Origin of the sequence: Streptomyces pyxinicus, from assembly GCF_024753135.1 — a bacterium.
Taxonomy (GTDB): domain Bacteria; phylum Actinomycetota; class Actinomycetes; order Streptomycetales; family Streptomycetaceae; genus Streptomyces; species Streptomyces pyxinicus.
The window spans coordinates 287931-303575 of sequence record NZ_JANUGP010000006.1 but is presented as its reverse complement, the minus strand read 5'-3'; the positions used below and the strand labels follow the sequence as shown (position 1 = coordinate 303575).

The following is a 15645-nucleotide window of genomic DNA, read 5'->3' as shown; positions in this document are numbered from 1 at the left end:
CACCTGCCCGTGTACCGACCGCCGAGGGGTCCCGTTCGTGAGTCTGCATCCCACCCTCCAGCCCTACGCCGACGCCTGGACGCACTCGATCGAAGCGATATCCGAGCTGGCCCAGTCGCTCGTCGACGGCGAGTGGAACCGGCGGACCCCCTGCCCCGGCTGGTCGGTGCGGGACATCGTGTCCCATGTCATCGGCCTGGACTGCGAGATGCTCGGCGATCCCCGGCCCATCCACTCCCTGCCGAGCGACCTCTTCCACGTCGCCACCGAGCACCAGCGGTACATGGAGATGCAGGTCGACGTCCGCCGCCACCACACGGCGCCGGAGATGACCGCCGAGCTGGAGTACACGGTGATCCGCCGCAACCGCCAGCTGCGCAACGAGTCCCGCGAGCCCGGCACCCTGGTGCGCGGCCCGCTCGGCACGGAGATCACCCTCGAACAGGCCTACCGCACCCGCGCCTTCGACGTCTGGGTGCACGAGCAGGACCTGCGCACCGCCCTCGGCCGCCCCGGCAACCTGGACTCGCCCGGAGCGTACGTCGTCCGGGACGTCCTGCTGGGGGCGCTGCCCAAGGTCGTGGCGAAGGACGCGCAGGCGCCGCGCAGTTCGGCGATCGTCTTCGACGTGCACGGGCCGGTCGAGTTCCTGCGCACGATCCGGGTCGACATCCAGGGCCGCGGCACCCTCGAAACCGCGCCCGCCCTGGGCCCGGCCGCCACCCTGACCCTCGACTGGGAGACCTACGTCCACCTGGCGTGCGGCCGGGTCACCGCGGACGCGGTCACGGACCGGGTCAAGACGGAGGGCGACCAGGATCTGGCGGCGGCGATCCTGCGCCACTTCGCGGTCACGCCGTAGCGGGCGGACCGGAGGCCGGGGAAACGGCGCCCTCACCGGGGCGCCCCCGGCGCGGTCCGTCCGGCCCGCGCCTCAGGCGGCGGGGACGTGCACCGTCTCCACCCGGCTGGCGACCAGCCGCTCCCGCTCGCGCCGGGCCGCCCGGCCACGCAGCCGGAGGATCTGCCCGATCCCGAACGCCTGGAGCACGAACACCGCGGAGAAGGCCACCGTGTAGTCGTCCCCGGTCGCGTCCAGCAGCACACCGATGGCGAACAGGGTCGTCATGGAGGCGATGAAACCGCCCATGTTGGTGATCCCGGACGCCGTGCCCTGCCGCTCCGGCGGATTCGCCGGCCGGGCGAAGTCGAAGCCGATCATCGACGCCGGCCCACACGCGCCGAGCACCGCGCACAGCACCACCAGCAGCCACATCGGCGCGTGCGCGGCGGGATACGCCAGCGTGGCCGCCCACAGCGTCGCGGTCACCCCCACCGTGCCGAGCGCCAGCGGCAGCCGCGCCGCGTGGTGCCGGGCGACGATCTGGCCGTAGACCAGCCCGATCACCATGTTGGACAGGACGACCAGGGTGAGCAGCTCACCGGCCGTGGCCCGGCTGAGCCCCTGCGCCTGCACCAGGAACGGCAGGCCCCACAGCAGCAGGAACACCATCGCCGGGAACTGGGTGGTGAAGTGCACCCACATCCCCAGCCGCGTGCCCGGCTCCCGCCAGGCCTCGGCGATCTGCCGGCGGACGTAGGCCCCGCCCTGGTGCGGGGACGGCACCGGTTCGAACCCCTCGGGATGGTCCTTGAGGAAGAGCAGCGTCAGGACCAGGACGACCGCACCGGCGAGCGCGCTGCCCGCGAACGCCGGTGTCCAGCCGATGCCGTGCAGCAGCCGGGCGATCACCAGCGTGGAGACCAGGTTGCCCGCCATGCCGACCAGTCCCGCGAGCTGCGCCACCACGGGCCCGCGCCGGACCGGGAACCACCGGGTGCCCAGCCGCAGCACGCTGATGAACGTCATCGCGTCCCCGCAGCCGAGCAGCGCCCGCGAGGCGAGCGCGGTGCCGTAGGTCGGCGAGAAGGCGAAGCCCAGCTGGCCGGCCGTGAACAGCACGGCCCCCATGCTCAGTACCTTCTTGGTGCCGAGCCGGTCGACCAGGAGTCCGACGGGTATCTGCATCCCGGCGTAGACCAGCAGCTGGAGTATGGAGAACGTCGACAGCGCGGAGGCGTTGACATGGAAGCGGTCCGCCGCGTCCAGCCCCGCCACCCCGAGAGAGGTGCGGAAGATGACGGCGACGAAGTAGACCGCGACGCCTATGGACCACATGGCTGTCGCGCGCCGGCCGCCCGGCGGGTCACCCGGCAGGGTGGCGTCGCTCATCGGACCTCACCTCGCGCGAGGTGCGAGAACCAGCTCACATGCCGGTGGACGACCCCGACGGCCGCCTCGGCGTCCCCGGCGCGCAACGCGTCCAGGATCTCCTCGTGCTCGGTGAGTGTCTTGGCGATCCGGTCGGGATGCGAGTGCATCACGGCCACCCCCATCCGCAGTTGGCGGTCCCGCAGCTGGTCGTAGAGCCGGGACAGGATCGCGTTGCCGCCGCTGCGCACGATCTCGGCGTGGAAACACCGGTCGGTGACGGCCGCCGCGGCGAAGTCACCGGCCGCCGCCTGCTCCTTCTGCCGCTCCAGCAGCTCCGTCAGCCGCTCCACCAGGGCCGGCGGGGCGGGCACGGCCTTGCGGGCCGCGTGCTCCTCCACCAGCAGCCGGGTCTCCACGACGTCCGCGATCTCCTGCGCCGAGACGGGCAGCACCAGGGCCCCCTTCTTCGGGTAGAGCCGGATCAGGCCCTCGGCCTCCAGCCGAAGCAGCGCCTCCCGGACAGGGGTGCGCGAGACACCGACCGCCTCGGCGAGTTCGCCCTCGGTGAGCAGGGTCCCCCCTTCGTAGCGACGGTCGAGGACACCCTGTTTCACATGGGCGTACACCCGGTCGGCGGCGGGCGGCTGCTTGAGGCTCCGCGGGGTGGTCTGCTGTACTGCCGTGTCCATGCCGACAGGATAGATACAACACGCACACAAGAGGGACCGGCGTCCACGATACGGACGAACCGAAATCCTTCGGCAGCGCCCGCACAACCTTCTGTGCTAGTTACGTGTCACACACGTGCGGCCCCACTGTCTCTTGCCACCTCAACTCGGCCGCATATCAGGGGCATTCAACACAATCGGGGTATCTCACTTTGATTACCGGCATTAAGGGCACCCGCATCCGCCGAGCCGCTGCCGTCGCCGTCACCTCCGGCGCCCTGCTCACCACCGGCGCCCTCACCGCGGCACCGGCGCAGGCCGTCTCCGCGCCGTCGATCGTGGCCAAGGGCGGCTACGCGATGAACAACGCGAACGGCTCGTCGCTCTACACCAAGAAGGCCGACACGCGGCTGTCCACCGGCTCCACCACCAAGATCATGACGGCCAAGGTGGTGCTCGCCCAGTCGAACCTCAACCTCGACGCCACGGTGACCATCAAGAAGGAGTACAGCGACTACGTCGTCAAGAACAACGCCTCCCAGGCCCACCTGATCGTCGGCGACAAGGTCACCGTCCGTCAGCTGCTCTACGGCCTGATGCTGCCGTCCGGCTGTGACGCCGCCATGGCGCTCGCCGACAAGTACGGCTCCGGCTCCACCATCGCCAAGCGCACCGCCAGCTTCATCGGCAAGATGAACACCGCCGCCAAGTCGCTGAACCTGAAGAACACCCACTTCGACTCCTTCGACGGCATCGGCAACGGCGGCAACTACTCGACCCCGCGCGATCTGACGAAGATCGCCAGCAGCGCGATGAAGAGCTCGACGTTCCGCTCGATCGTCAAGACGAAGCACTACACCGCCAAGACCAAGACGAAGACCGGCAGCACCCGCACCATGAAGGTCTGGGACAACACCAACGGTCTGCTCAACAGCTACAGCGGCACCATCGGCGTGAAGACCGGCTCCGGCCCCGAGGCCAAGTACTGCCTGGTCTTCGCCGCGACCCGCAGGGGCAAGACGGTCATCGGCACCGTCCTCGCCTCCTCCTCCATCCCGCAGCGCGAGGCGGACGCCAAGAAGATCCTCGACTACGGCTTCGCCAAGCTGGGCTGACACCCCGCCGGATCACGGGCCCGCCGCGACGAGCGACGGGCCCGTCCCGCTGCCCGGCACCCCGGCGTCCACTCACACCCGGCCGGCGGGCCGGCCCTGCGACAGCCGGTCGTAGGTTCTGAAGGTGTACGAGGCGTCGAAGGACAGCAGATTCCCCTCGGTCGCCGGCAGCCCGAGCCGTCGGCCGAGAAGAGCGGTGAGCGGGCCACAGCGCCCGGCGCCCCGGGCGGCGAAGGTGTCGTCGTAGGCCGAGAACTCGATCACCGGCGGGTCCTGGGACACCCAGGTGGACGGGCCGGACCGCTGCAACCGGAAGTCGACGGGCGTATCGGCCCCGACGGCGCAGCTCTTCGGCACCAGGGGTCCCCGGAGCCGGAACCGCAGACTCAGCTGCCCGCTGTAGAAGTCGGACCGGCCACCGTACTCCGGCTGTATCGCCAGCCCCAGGAGCGGTGAGCGGTCACCCATGGCGGTACCGGTGAGTCCGCCCGGTACCGAGGTCGCCGCAGCGTGCATCCCTCCCCAGACCTGAGCCTTGCCGCCGTCCGCGAGTGGCCCTTCGGCATGCGTCATGGTGATGGGCGCGAGGGTCACCGTGACCCGGCCCAGGGTCAGCCGCGGAGCGGCGGTCTGCACCTCGCATCTCCACCGCCCGGGATCGACACCCTGGGGCAGCGGCGGACAGTCGCCGAAGTCGGACGGGGGAGCCACGGACGTGCCGGATCCCGGTGTGGAGTAGGCGGCACCCGGTGCGCACACGATCGCCGTACCGGCGAGCAGGGCGGCACCCGCGACGGTGGCGAGACGACGGACCGGAGCGAGGGGACGGCGGCCGGAACCGGAGCGGACAGCAGGGGAATTCGTCATGCGTCCAGCGTGCCGTCCGAGGCCGCTTCCTCACCATCCGTGACATCCCTGGCACAACCCGGAGCCACCCCGACACACCATCAGGGACGGCCGGTGCCCAGCAACGCGTCGCCCTATACGGCACGTTGGAGCGACACCACAAATCGTTCACCCTCACCGGTGAACCACCCCCATGCGGCTGGCATATTCGGTTCCCTCCGCTCTACGTTCCGCCGCGGAGGTGTTCACATGAACGAACCGAGCAAGCAGCCCCGCCCGGCCGGACCGCGCGAGGCGATCGACGTCACCGACTTCGTGTACGCGGCGACCGGAGCCCGCGTCCGACGGCTCACGATGCCCGACGGAAGCCATTGGTTCCCGGCGGTGGACGTGTGCAAGCAACTGGGCCACAGCAACTCCCGGCAGGCACTCTCGGACCATGTTCCGGAGGGCCACCGAGACATTCTTGAGACCGTAACTGGAGCTTACGGTCTCAGCGTTCCCGCAGGTAGAGAGTGGCGCCGAGACTTGAATGTCATCTCTCTCCAGGGGCTGATCCTGCTCGTCAACGCCTGTACCAAGCCGGCCTGCGCCCCCTTCAAACTGTGGGTCGCCGAGGTGATCGAGGCCGTCCAGCGGGAGGGTTCGTACTCGCTGGAAGCGGCCGAGGTGCAGTCTGCGGAGCCCGGCGCGCCCCTCGCCTACGCCATGCCGGAGCGGGTCGCGGAGGCCATCGTCCGGCTGGAGGCGCACAACCTCCAGCTCGACGAGGAGCTTGCGAACGCACAGCGTGAAGCGCTGAGACTTCAGAAGGAGATGCTGGCCACGCAGAACGCCACGCTGGCCGCGCAGGAGGCGACCGCCCAGTCCCTGGGAGCCATGGCCCAGGCCATGGAGCGCATCGCCGACAGGTTCGACGCGCTCACCCCCCTGCGGCCCGGCGCCGGGAGGGACGTGTCGAAGGCCGGCGCCACCACGGCCACCGTGCTCGCGGACTGGCGGCAGCGGCTGTCCGTGACGGAGGACGTGTGGACGGTGGCCGTGGTGATCGCACCGGTGCTGGTGGAGCAGGGGGAACTGCGCGAGCCGCTTGAGAACATCGCCGCCCGCACGGGGCTGACCGTGCGGCGCGTCAACGACTGCCTCCGGCTGCTGCGCCGGCACGCCTGCATCCTCAGCCGGGGCGGCACGGAGGACGGGGCGCCGGTGTACGTGCTCCCCGGAACGTGAGCGGGCGGGGCGGTCGCACGGTGAATGTGCGGCCGTCCCGCCTCTCGACAGAGCCTACTCGGGAAGCTCCCCTCACGCCCAGGTGATCAGGCGCTTGGGCTGCTCCAGGATCGCCGCCACGTCGGCCAGGACCCGGGAGCCCAGCTCGCCGTCGACCAGGCGGTGGTCGAAGGAGAGGGCCAGGGTGGTGACCTGACGCGGCTTGACCTTGCCCTTGTGGACCCAGGGCTGGAGCTTGATCGCGCCGACCGCGAGGATCGCGGACTCCCCGGGGTTGAGGATCGGCGTGCCGGTGTCGACGCCGAAGACGCCGACGTTGGTGATGGTCACGGTGCCGCCCTGCATGGCGGCCGGCGAGGTCTTGCCCTCGCGAGCCGTCGACACCAGCTCGCCCAGCGCCTGCGCCAGTTGCGACAGCGTCTTGGCGTCGGCGTCCTTGATGTTCGGCACGATCAGACCGCGCGGAGTGGCCGCGGCGATGCCCAGGTTGACGTAGTGCTTGCGCACGATCTCCTGGTTCGCCTCGTCCCAGGCCGCGTTGACGTCCGGGTTGCGCTTGATGGCGACCAGCAGGGCCTTGGCGATCAGCAGCAGCGGGTTCACCCGCAGGCCCTGCATCTCCTTGTCCTGCTTCAGCTCCTCGACCAGCTTCATGGTGCGGGTCACGTCCACCGTCACGAACTCCGTGACGTGCGGCGCCGTGAACGCCGAGCCGACCATCGCCGCCGCCGTCGCCTTGCGGACGCCCTTGACCGGGACCCGGGTCTCGCGGGCGCCGTCGTAGGCCACGGCGGGCGCCGGGGCCGGGCGGGCCGCGGGGGTCTCCACCGCCGGCGCGGGAGCCGTGGCGGGCGCGGCGGCCGCGTGGACGTCCTCCCGGGTGATCACACCGTCCGGACCGGACGGGACGATCGCGGCGAGGTCGACGCCGAGATCCTTGGCGAGCTTGCGCACCGGCGGCTTGGCCAGCGGGCGGGACCCCGCGGCGGCCGGGGCGGTCTCGGGGGCGGCCGGGGCGTGGCCGTTCAGCTCCGCCTGGATCGCCTGCGCCGGGGCCGGGACGGTGACCTCGGGGCCCTTGCGGGGCCGGCGCTTGGTGGAGGCGGTGGACACGCCGTAGCCGACGAGGACCGGCTGGCGGGCCTGCGGCTTCGCTTCCTCGGCGACCGGCTCCGGCTCGGCCGCCGGCTGCGCGGCGGGGGGCTCGGAAGCGGCACCGCCCGAGATGTCCACCGCGATGATGGCCGTGCCCACGTCGACCGTGGTGCCCTCCGGGAAGCGCAGCTCGCGGACCACGCCGTCGTAGGGGATGGGGAGTTCGACGGCCGCCTTCGCGGTCTCGACCTCGCAGACCACCTGGCCGTCGGTGACCGTGTCGCCGGGCTGCACGTACCACTTGAGGATCTCGGCCTCGGTGAGACCCTCACCGACGTCCGGCATCTTGAACTCGCGTACGGACGCTTCCGTCATCGTCGTCACGACCCTCTCCTCAGTACGCCAGCGAGCGGTCGACGGCGTCGAGCACGCGGTCCAGGTCCGGCAGGTACTCCTCCTCCAGCCGGGCCGGCGGGTACGGCGCGTGGTAGCCGCCGACCCGGAGCACCGGGGCCTCCAGGTGGTAGAAGCAGCGCTCGGTGATCCGGGCGGCGATCTCCCCGCCGGAGCCGAAGAACACCGGCGCCTCGTGCACCACGACCAGGCGGCGGGTCTTCTCCACCGAGGTCTGGAGCGCGTCGAAGTCCAGCGGGGACACCGAGCGCAGGTCGAGGACCTCCAGGGACTTGCCCTCCTCGGCGGCCGCGGCGGCGACCTCCTGGCAGAGCTTCACCATCGGGCCGTAGGCCGCGAGGGTCAGGTCGGTGCCCTCGCGGACCACTCGCGCCCGGTGCAGCGGGGCGGGGATGGCCTCGGTGTCGACCTCGCCCTTGTCCCAGTACCGGCGCTTGGGCTCGAAATAGATCACCGGGTCGTCGCTCTGGATGGCCTGCTGCATCATCCAGTAGGCGTCGGACGCGTTGGAGGGGCTGACGACCTTGAGGCCGGCGACGTGCGCGAACAGCGCCTCCGGGGACTCCGAGTGGTGCTCGACCGCGCCGATGCCGCCGCCGTAGGGGATGCGGACGACGACCGGCATCTTGACCTTGCCCAGCGAGCGGGCGTGCATCTTGGCCAGCTGGGTGACGATCTGGTCGTAGGCCGGGAAGACGAAGCCGTCGAACTGGATCTCCACCACCGGGCGGTAACCGCGCAGGGCGAGGCCGATCGCGGCGCCGACGATGCCGGACTCGGCGAGCGGGGTGTCGATGACCCGGCTGTCGCCGAAGTCCTTCTGGAGGCCGTCCGTCACGCGGAAGACACCGCCGAGCTTGCCGACGTCCTCGCCCATGACCAGGACCTTGGGGTCGGTGTCCAGGGCGCGGCGCAGCGACTCGTTGATGGCCTTGGCCATCGCCATCTTCTCGGCCATCTCAGTGACCCCCTTCTGCGTCCGCGAACGACGCCTGGTAGGCGGCGAACTGGGCTCGTTCCTCGTCGACGAGCGCGTGCCCGTCCGCGTACACGTTCTCGAAGATGGCGAAGCGGTCCGGGTCGGGCATGGCGCGGACCGCTTCGCGCACTCGCCTGCCCAACGCCTCGGACTCCTCTTCCAGTTCCGCGAAGAATCCCTCGTCCGCGTGGTTTGAGGCCTCCAGGTAGCGGCGGAGGCGCAGGATCGGGTCCTTCGCCTCCCAGGCGGCCCGCTCCTCGTCACCGCGGTAGCGGCTGGGGTCGTCGGAGGTGGTGTGGGCGCCCATGCGGTAGGTGAACGCCTCGACGAGGGTGGGGCCCTCGCCGGCGCGGGCGCGCTCCAGGGCCCACTTGGTGACCGCGAGGCAGGCCAGCACGTCGTTGCCGTCCACGCGGACGCCCGGGAAGCCGAAGCCCTGCGCGCGCTGGTAGAGCGGCACGCGGCTCTGCTTCTCGGTGGGCTCGGAGATCGCCCACTGGTTGTTCTGGCAGAAGAACACCACCGGCGCGTTGTAGACGGCCGAGAAGGTGAAGGACTCGGCCACGTCGCCCTGGCTGGAGGCGCCGTCGCCGAAGTAGGCGATGACGGCCGAGTCGGCGCCGTCCTTGGTGATGCCCATGGCGTAGCCGGTGGCGTGCAGGGTCTGCGAGCCGATGACGATCGTGTACAGGTGGAAGTTGTTGCCGTTCGGGTCCCAGCCGCCGTTGTTGACGCCGCGGAACATGCCGAGCAGGTTGGTCGGGTCGACCCCGCGGCACCAGGCGACGCCGTGCTCGCGGTAGGTCGGGAAGACGTAGTCGTCCTCGCGGGTGGCGCGGCCGGAGCCGATCTGGGCGGCCTCCTGGCCGAGCAGCGAGGCCCACAGACCCAGTTCGCCCTGGCGCTGCAGGGCGGTGGCCTCGGCGTCGAAGCGGCGGGTGAGCACCATGTCGCGGTACAGGCCGCGCAGCTCGTCCGGGGTGATGCCGGCGACGTAGGCGTCGTACTCGGCGTTCTTGACCCGCTTGCCCTCGGGGGTCAGAAGCTGCACGAGTTCGGGCTCCGTGCCCTTCCTGGCGGCAGCGCGGCTGCCGCGCGCGGCGCGCTTGGTGCCGGTGGTGCCGGTCGGGTCGCCGGTCGTGCCGGTGTTGCTGCCGGTGGTGCCGGCCTTGCCTGCGGCGCTGCGTCGCGGCTTGCGCGCGGCACTGCTGTCCACGGTCACGTGTGTGCTCCTCCGTCGTTCCGGCCCCCGGGGTTGCCGGTAGGCCAGTGCGGCTCACCTGTGGTCGGCCACCGGGCACGGGGTGGGTGCCGCTCGGCCGGAACAGGCGTGACAGGTGCCCCGGCGAGCGCCCTGCGACCATTACGTTACCCAGTGCTTCACATTTCTGTGAAACCCCACCTGACCTGCGTTTTTGCTTGGATTTCCAAGTAAATCCAGGTGGTGTGCAAGCGTGCTGGTCACAGCCTTGCCGCTGGCCGGAGCTACCGCACGTTATCCCGCTCACCCAGGTCACGGGAAGAGTTTGTGTGTGAGACTGACTCCGTGCGCCAGGACGGAAAAATCAGTGTTTTTCTTCTCGACGACCACGAAGTGGTCCGCCGGGGTGTGCACGAGATGCTCTCCGTCGAACCGGACATCGAGGTGGTCGGCGAGGCCGGCACGGCGGCCGAGGCCCTGGCGCGGATCCCGGCCACCCGGCCGGACGTGGCGGTCCTGGACGTACGGCTGCCGGACGGCAGCGGTGTCGAGGTGTGCCGGGAGATCCGCTCCCGGGACGACACGGTGCGCTGTCTGATGCTGACGTCCTTCGCGGACGACGAGGCGCTCTTCGACGCGATCATGGCGGGCGCCTCCGGATACGTGCTCAAGGCCATCAGGGGCGACGAACTGCTGCGGGCGGTGCGGGACGTCGCCGCCGGGAAGTCCCTGCTGGACCCGGTCGCCACCGCGCGCGTGCTGGAGCGGTTGCGCGACGGCGGTGGCGCGCGGCCCGACGAGCGGCTGTCCCGGCTCACCGCGCAGGAGCGGAGAATCCTGGAACTGATCGGTGAGGGTCTGACCAACCGGCAGATCGGCGAGCGGCTGTATCTCGCCGAGAAGACGGTCAAGAATTACGTCTCGGGCCTGCTCTCCAAACTCGGTATGCAGCGCCGTTCCCAGGCCGCCGCTTTCGTGGCACGTATGCAGGCAGAGAAAAGCGGAAACGGCGAAAACCTCTGATAAAGCCCGTCCGAGCGCACCGCGTGACCGAATGCGATCGGCGGCGACTTCCTGTGACAACCCGCAGCTCAGGGCCGGTTTCCGTGCCCTAGCATCTGGCGCGTGCCGCGCTCTTGTGTACCACCCCTCGTGCCCCATGCGCCCCCTCTGGGCGCCCTGCTCCCTCTGTACGCCGCCGGTTCCGCCGTCGCCTGCGAACCGGTCGACCAAGGCCTGCTCAACCGCGGCTACCGGCTGCGCACCACCCGCGGCCGGTACTTCCTCAAGCACCACTTCGACCCCGACACCGCCGACCCGGCCGCCATCGAGCACCGGCACCGGGCCACCCAGCGCCTGGCCGACCTCGGTGTCCCGGTCGCCCCGCCGCTCGCGCACCGCGAGGGCCGCACCGTCGCCGTCGTCGGCGGCCACGCCTACGCCCTGCACCCCTGGATCGACGGCGGGCACCGGCACGGCGGTCAGCTCACGCGCGGGGAGAGCGCGCGCCTGGGGGCGCTCCTGGGCGCCGTGCACGCCTGCCTGGAGCGCGTGATGCCGCCCAAGGGGCGCACGCGTCCGGCCACGAGCCCCCACCCGGTGGAGAGCGCCGACCCGGCCGGCACGTTCGCCCTCATCGACGACCTGCTCGCCCATGTCCGCCGGCACCGGCCCGCCGACGCCTTCGACGAACTGGCCCGGCACCGGCTGCTGGAACGGCGTGCCTTACTGGAGCAGCACACCGGCCGACGCCCGCCGCGCGGGGCCGCGGTGGGCTGGGTGCACGGCGACTTCCACCCGTTCAACCTGCTCTACAAGGACGGCGCCCCGGCGGCCATCGTGGACTGGGACCGGCTCGGTGTGCAGCCCCGCGCGGAGGAGGCCGTACGCGCTGCCGCGATCTTCTTCGTGCGGCCCGCCGGCGCGCTCGACCTGCCGAAGGTGCGCGCGTACGCGCGCGCGTACCGGCGCGCGGCCGGCGCCCCGCCCGCGGAGCTGGCGGCGGCCGTGCACCGGGTGTGGTGGGAGCGGCTGAACGACTTCTGGATGCTGCGCTGGCACTACGAACGTGGCGACACGCGCGCGGACTGCCAGTTTCCGGCCGCCTCCGCGCTCGCGGTGTGGTGGACGCGCGAGTACGACGCGGTGTGCGACGCGTTCGTCCGGTGAGCCGGGGCGCGGCCGGCCGGGCGGGACGGCCGGGCGGGACGGCCGGTCAGGGCGCCGGCGTCACCGGATCATCCGTGGGTGGTGCGCTTCAACCCTCGGTGTCACCGGCCGCGCCGCCGTCCGCCGCGTTCCCGTCGGTGGTGCCCGCGGTGCTCCCCGAGCTGGTGCCGCCGTCGTCGGTGCCGGCCGAGTCCGATCCGCCGTCGTCGGCCCCGGCGTCCGCGCCCCCGTCGGCCGGGTCCGTGGGCTGGGACTGCGAGGTCTGCGGGTCGGACGGTTCGTCGGACGGCTCGGTGGACGCCGGCGCCGAGGGCGTGTCCGACGGCTGGTTGTTCGACGGCGGCCAGTCGGACCCGGTGCCCGTGTCCGAACCGGTGTCGGTCGAGGGCGCCGAGGGCTGGTCCGTGGTGTCGTCGGAGGGACTCGCGGAGTCCTTCTCGTCCTTGGTGTTCTTGGAGTGCGTGCTCGTCGGCTTGGTGTCCGTGCCGTCGCCGGCGCCGCCGCCCGACCCGTTCAGTGCCAGCGCGACGCCGGCCGCGATCGCGACCACGGCGAGGACGGCCAGGATCCACAGCTTGCCGCGCCCGCTGCCCTTGTTGCCGTGCCCCTCGAAACCGCCGTCGTCGCCGTAGCCGCCGGGCAGGATCGGCTGCGGGATCTGCGCGGTGCCGGCGCCGAAGTCGCCGGGATGCTGCATCGCGGTCGTGCCGGCGAAACCGGCCGCCGGGGTGTGCCGGCCCTCGTGGGCGTCCACCGGGCCGGTGTTCCAGGTGCCGGTGTGGCCGCCCTGGTCGTACAGCATCTGGAGGCCGTACTGGATCAGGCCGCGCATCTCCTCGGCCGTCTGGAAACGGTCGTCGGGCTCCTTGGCGAGGGAGCGCATGACCAGGCCGTCCAGCTCCGGCGGGCAGCCGTCGGAGACGCCCGAGGGCGGCACCGGGATGTCCTGGACGTGCTGGTAGACCACCGACAGCGGGGTCTCGCCGGTGAACGGCGGACGCAGCGCGAGGAGTTCGTACAGCAGGCAGCCGGTCGCGTACAGGTCGGAGCGGTGGTCGACGGCCTTGCCGAGCGCCTGCTCCGGGGAGAGGTACTGCGGGGTGCCCATGACCATGCCGGTCTGGGTCATCGTCGTGGACGCGCCGTGCAGGGCGCGGGCGATGCCGAAGTCCATCACCTTGACGGCGCCGCTGTGCGTGATGATGACGTTGGCGGGCTTGATGTCGCGGTGCACGATGCCGTGCTGGTGCGAGTAGGCGAGCGCCTCAAGGACCCCGGAGACGATCATCAGGGCCTGCTCGGGGCCCGGTGCCTCGGCGTTCAGCAGCAGGTCGCGGATGGTGCGGCCCTCGACCAGCTCCATCACGATGTACGGCACGGACTGGCCGCCCACGAAGTCCTCGCCGGAGTCGTACACGGCGACGATCGCGTGGTGGTTCAGGCCCGCGACGGACTGTGCCTCGCGGGTGAAGCGGGCCTTGGAGACCGGGTCCTCGGCCAGGTCGGCGCGGAGCAGCTTGACGGCGACCGTGCGGCCCAGGCGCACGTCCTCGGCGGCGAACACCTCGGCCATGCCGCCTCGGCCCAGCCGGTGCGTCAGCCGGTACCGGCCGTCGCCGACGAGCCCTCCGTTGCCCCACATCTCCGGCGTGTCTGACATGCCGCCGCCAGTCGCCTCGGGGTCGGACGGGCCCTGGGCGCTGTGCGTCTGTGCCATCGGTCCTCGCCGTCGTTTCTGCCCGCGGTGCGCGCGGTGTTGTCACGGTCTCCGTCGGCCACGCTACAGCCTTCACGGCGGCCTCCGGTCCGGATCCGCGTGCGGGACCGGCCCGAGACGGACCGGTCATGAAACCTCCAGCACGCGCTCTCGCGCAAATTCCGTGGACCGGTCGTACGCCCGGCGTAACGCTTGCGCGACGCTTCTTTCGCGTACGGTCACGGAACGGGCACCGCGCTTGACGTGTCACCGCCCTCGGGCAGACTTGGCCGGGAATGACACATTCGATCAAGGCCTGTTCGCCGGGCGACGGCGCCGGACGGCCACTGGGGGACGCGGGAAGATGAGCCAGGACGGCGCGCACGGCCGGTACGCGGGACAGGCGCTGGCCGGCGGCCGCTACCAGTTGCGCGACTTGCTCGGCGAGGGCGGCATGGCCTCGGTCCACCTGGCGTACGACGCCGTGCTGGACCGCCAGGTCGCCATCAAGACGCTGCACACCGAACTGGGCCGGGAACCGGCCTTCCGTGAGCGCTTCCGCCGCGAGGCCCAGTCCGTGGCCAAGCTCACGCACACCAACGTCGTCTCCGTCTTCGACACCGGCGAGGACGACCTGGGCGGTGTGGCGACGCCGTACATCGTCATGGAGTACGTGGAGGGCCGTCCGCTGGGCTCGGTGCTGGAGGAGGACGTCCGCCAGCACGGCGCGATGCCCGCCGACAAGGCGCTGAAGATCACCGCGGACGTGCTCGCGGCCCTGGAGATCAGCCACGAGATGGGGCTGGTCCACCGCGACATCAAGCCGGGCAACGTGATGATGACCAGGCGCGGCGTCGTCAAGGTCATGGACTTCGGCATCGCCCGCGCCATGCAGTCCGGCGTCACCTCGATGACCCAGACCGGCATGGTCGTCGGCACCCCGCAGTACCTCTCGCCCGAACAGGCGCTCGGCCGTGGCGTGGACGCCCGCTCCGACCTGTACTCGGTCGGCATCATGCTGTTCCAGCTGGTCACCGGACGGCTGCCGTTCGACGCCGACTCCCCGCTGGCGATCGCGTACGCGCATGTCCAGGAGGAGCCGGTGGCGCCCTCCACGGTCAACCGCGCGCTGCCGCCGGCGGTGGACGCGCTGGTCGCCCGCGCGCTGCGGAAGAACCCGAACGAACGCTTCCCGACCGCCGAGGCCATGCGTGACGAGTGCCTGCGCGTCGCCGCCTCGCCGCACGCCGCGCCGCCGAGCATCGTGCCGAACGCCGGACCGGCGCAGAGCGGCTCGGGTGTCGGCTCCGCGGTGTTCCCGCCGGTCGGCCTGAGCGCCCAGCCGCCCGCCGGTCCGGTGCGGGCGCCGTACCAGCCCACCCCGAGCCCGTACGGCCCCCCGGCGGCCACACCGGCGCCGTCGTACGGCTACCCGCAGCAGGGCGGCTACCCGACCACGCCGGTGGGCTACGGCCCGCAGGGCACCGCGACACCGCCGCCGTACACGATCGCACCGCGGCAGGGCGGGGCCCCCTCCGGTGGCGGCAAGGGCAACAAGCCGGTCGTCATCGGCTCGGTCGCGGTGGCGCTCGTCGTGGTCGTCGGCCTGGTCGTGGCGCTGACGGTGCGCGACGGCGGCGGGGACGACGAGGGCAAGGGCGGCAGCGGCGGTACGAGCGCCTCGCCGGCCACCACGCACGACAGCGGCTACCGCGGTCCCGACACCACCCGGCGCATCGACACCGAGAAGTGCACCGACCCGGACGAGTCGTACGACGACCCGGACAAGATCCGGCTGCCCGACTTCCGCTACAAGGACATCGGCTCCGTGAAGAAGTGCCTCCAGGCCGCGGGCTGGGACTGGACCATCAAGCAGGAGGACGAGAACACCTGGGGCGACGGCACCGTCATCGACCAGTTCCCCTCCGAGGGCACGGACGTCGACCCCAAGGACCTCGGCAAGATCGAGCTGAGCGTCTCGACGGGCAATCCGCAGTAGCGGCAGCACCCGCGCCGC

Annotated in this window: 13 protein-coding genes; 6 read left to right on the top strand and 7 right to left on the bottom strand. The window is 71.4% G+C overall.

The features are described from left to right. Positions 1-37: 37 nt before the first annotated feature. A complete protein-coding gene (locus NX794_RS11260) occupies positions 38-862 on the top strand; it encodes a maleylpyruvate isomerase family mycothiol-dependent enzyme (protein ID WP_258778217.1) in 825 nt (274 codons plus the stop codon). Between the two features lie 72 nt (positions 863-934). On the opposite strand, the gene NX794_RS11255 is transcribed toward NX794_RS11260, so the two are convergent. Then, positions 935-2233, bottom strand: coding sequence for an MFS transporter (locus tag NX794_RS11255; protein WP_258778216.1), 1299 nt, complete (start codon positions 2231-2233; stop codon positions 935-937). Continuing rightward, positions 2230-2904 carry a GntR family transcriptional regulator gene (locus NX794_RS11250; protein WP_258778215.1) on the bottom strand — a complete coding sequence of 225 codons (675 nt, stop codon included), beginning with the start codon at positions 2902-2904 and terminating at the stop codon, positions 2230-2232. Before NX794_RS11250 ends, NX794_RS11255 begins: the two co-directional genes overlap by 4 nt. A gap of 191 nt (positions 2905-3095) precedes the next feature. Here NX794_RS11250 and NX794_RS11245 point away from each other — a divergent pair, with 191 nt between their 5' ends. Further along, on the top strand, positions 3096-3998 hold the full coding sequence (locus tag NX794_RS11245) for a D-alanyl-D-alanine carboxypeptidase family protein (RefSeq protein WP_258778214.1): 903 nt from the start codon (positions 3096-3098) through the stop codon (positions 3996-3998). A 72-nt stretch (positions 3999-4070) separates the two neighbouring features. Here NX794_RS11245 and NX794_RS11240 read toward each other — a convergent pair whose 3' ends face one another. Next, positions 4071-4865 carry a hypothetical protein gene (locus NX794_RS11240; RefSeq protein ID WP_258778213.1) on the bottom strand — a complete coding sequence of 265 codons (795 nt, stop codon included), beginning with the start codon at positions 4863-4865 and terminating at the stop codon, positions 4071-4073. 228 nt (positions 4866-5093) lie between these two features. On the opposite strand from NX794_RS11240, the gene NX794_RS11235 reads away from it, so the two are divergent. Continuing rightward, on the top strand, positions 5094-6074 hold the full coding sequence (locus tag NX794_RS11235) for a BRO-N domain-containing protein (protein ID WP_258778212.1): 981 nt from the start codon (positions 5094-5096) through the stop codon (positions 6072-6074). Positions 6075-6146: 72 nt separating this feature from the next. Here NX794_RS11235 and NX794_RS11230 read toward each other — a convergent pair whose 3' ends face one another. Genes NX794_RS11230 through pdhA form a run of 3 tightly spaced genes read right to left on the bottom strand, consistent with a single transcriptional unit; the run spans position 6147 to position 9784 of the window. Then, positions 6147-7553: a dihydrolipoamide acetyltransferase family protein gene (locus NX794_RS11230; protein ID WP_258778210.1), complete on the bottom strand. Its 1407-nt coding sequence runs from the start codon at positions 7551-7553 to the stop codon at positions 6147-6149. A 10-nt stretch (positions 7554-7563) separates the two neighbouring features. Then, positions 7564-8541 (bottom strand): alpha-ketoacid dehydrogenase subunit beta, encoded by a 978-nt coding sequence (locus NX794_RS11225; protein WP_258778209.1) that lies wholly within the window; start codon positions 8539-8541, stop codon positions 7564-7566. 1 nt (position 8542) lies between these two features. Further along, on the bottom strand, positions 8543-9784 hold the full coding sequence (gene pdhA, locus NX794_RS11220; protein ID WP_258778207.1) for a pyruvate dehydrogenase (acetyl-transferring) E1 component subunit alpha: 1242 nt from the start codon (positions 9782-9784) through the stop codon (positions 8543-8545). 324 nt (positions 9785-10108) lie between these two features. Here pdhA and NX794_RS11215 point away from each other — a divergent pair, with 324 nt between their 5' ends. Both NX794_RS11215 and NX794_RS11210 read left to right on the top strand, forming a co-directional pair. Next, positions 10109-10786: a response regulator gene (locus NX794_RS11215; protein ID WP_258778206.1), complete on the top strand. Its 678-nt coding sequence runs from the start codon at positions 10109-10111 to the stop codon at positions 10784-10786. Positions 10787-10915: 129 nt separating this feature from the next. Beyond that, positions 10916-11932 carry a phosphotransferase gene (locus NX794_RS11210; protein ID WP_258778205.1) on the top strand — a complete coding sequence of 339 codons (1017 nt, stop codon included), beginning with the start codon at positions 10916-10918 and terminating at the stop codon, positions 11930-11932. Positions 11933-12020: 88 nt separating this feature from the next. On the opposite strand, the gene NX794_RS11205 is transcribed toward NX794_RS11210, so the two are convergent. After that, positions 12021-13649: a protein kinase domain-containing protein gene (locus tag NX794_RS11205; RefSeq protein WP_258778204.1), complete on the bottom strand. Its 1629-nt coding sequence runs from the start codon at positions 13647-13649 to the stop codon at positions 12021-12023. Positions 13650-13992: 343 nt separating this feature from the next. On the opposite strand from NX794_RS11205, the gene NX794_RS11200 reads away from it, so the two are divergent. Next, positions 13993-15627, top strand: coding sequence for a Stk1 family PASTA domain-containing Ser/Thr kinase (locus NX794_RS11200; protein ID WP_258778203.1), 1635 nt, complete (start codon positions 13993-13995; stop codon positions 15625-15627). Positions 15628-15645: the final 18 nt, after the last annotated feature.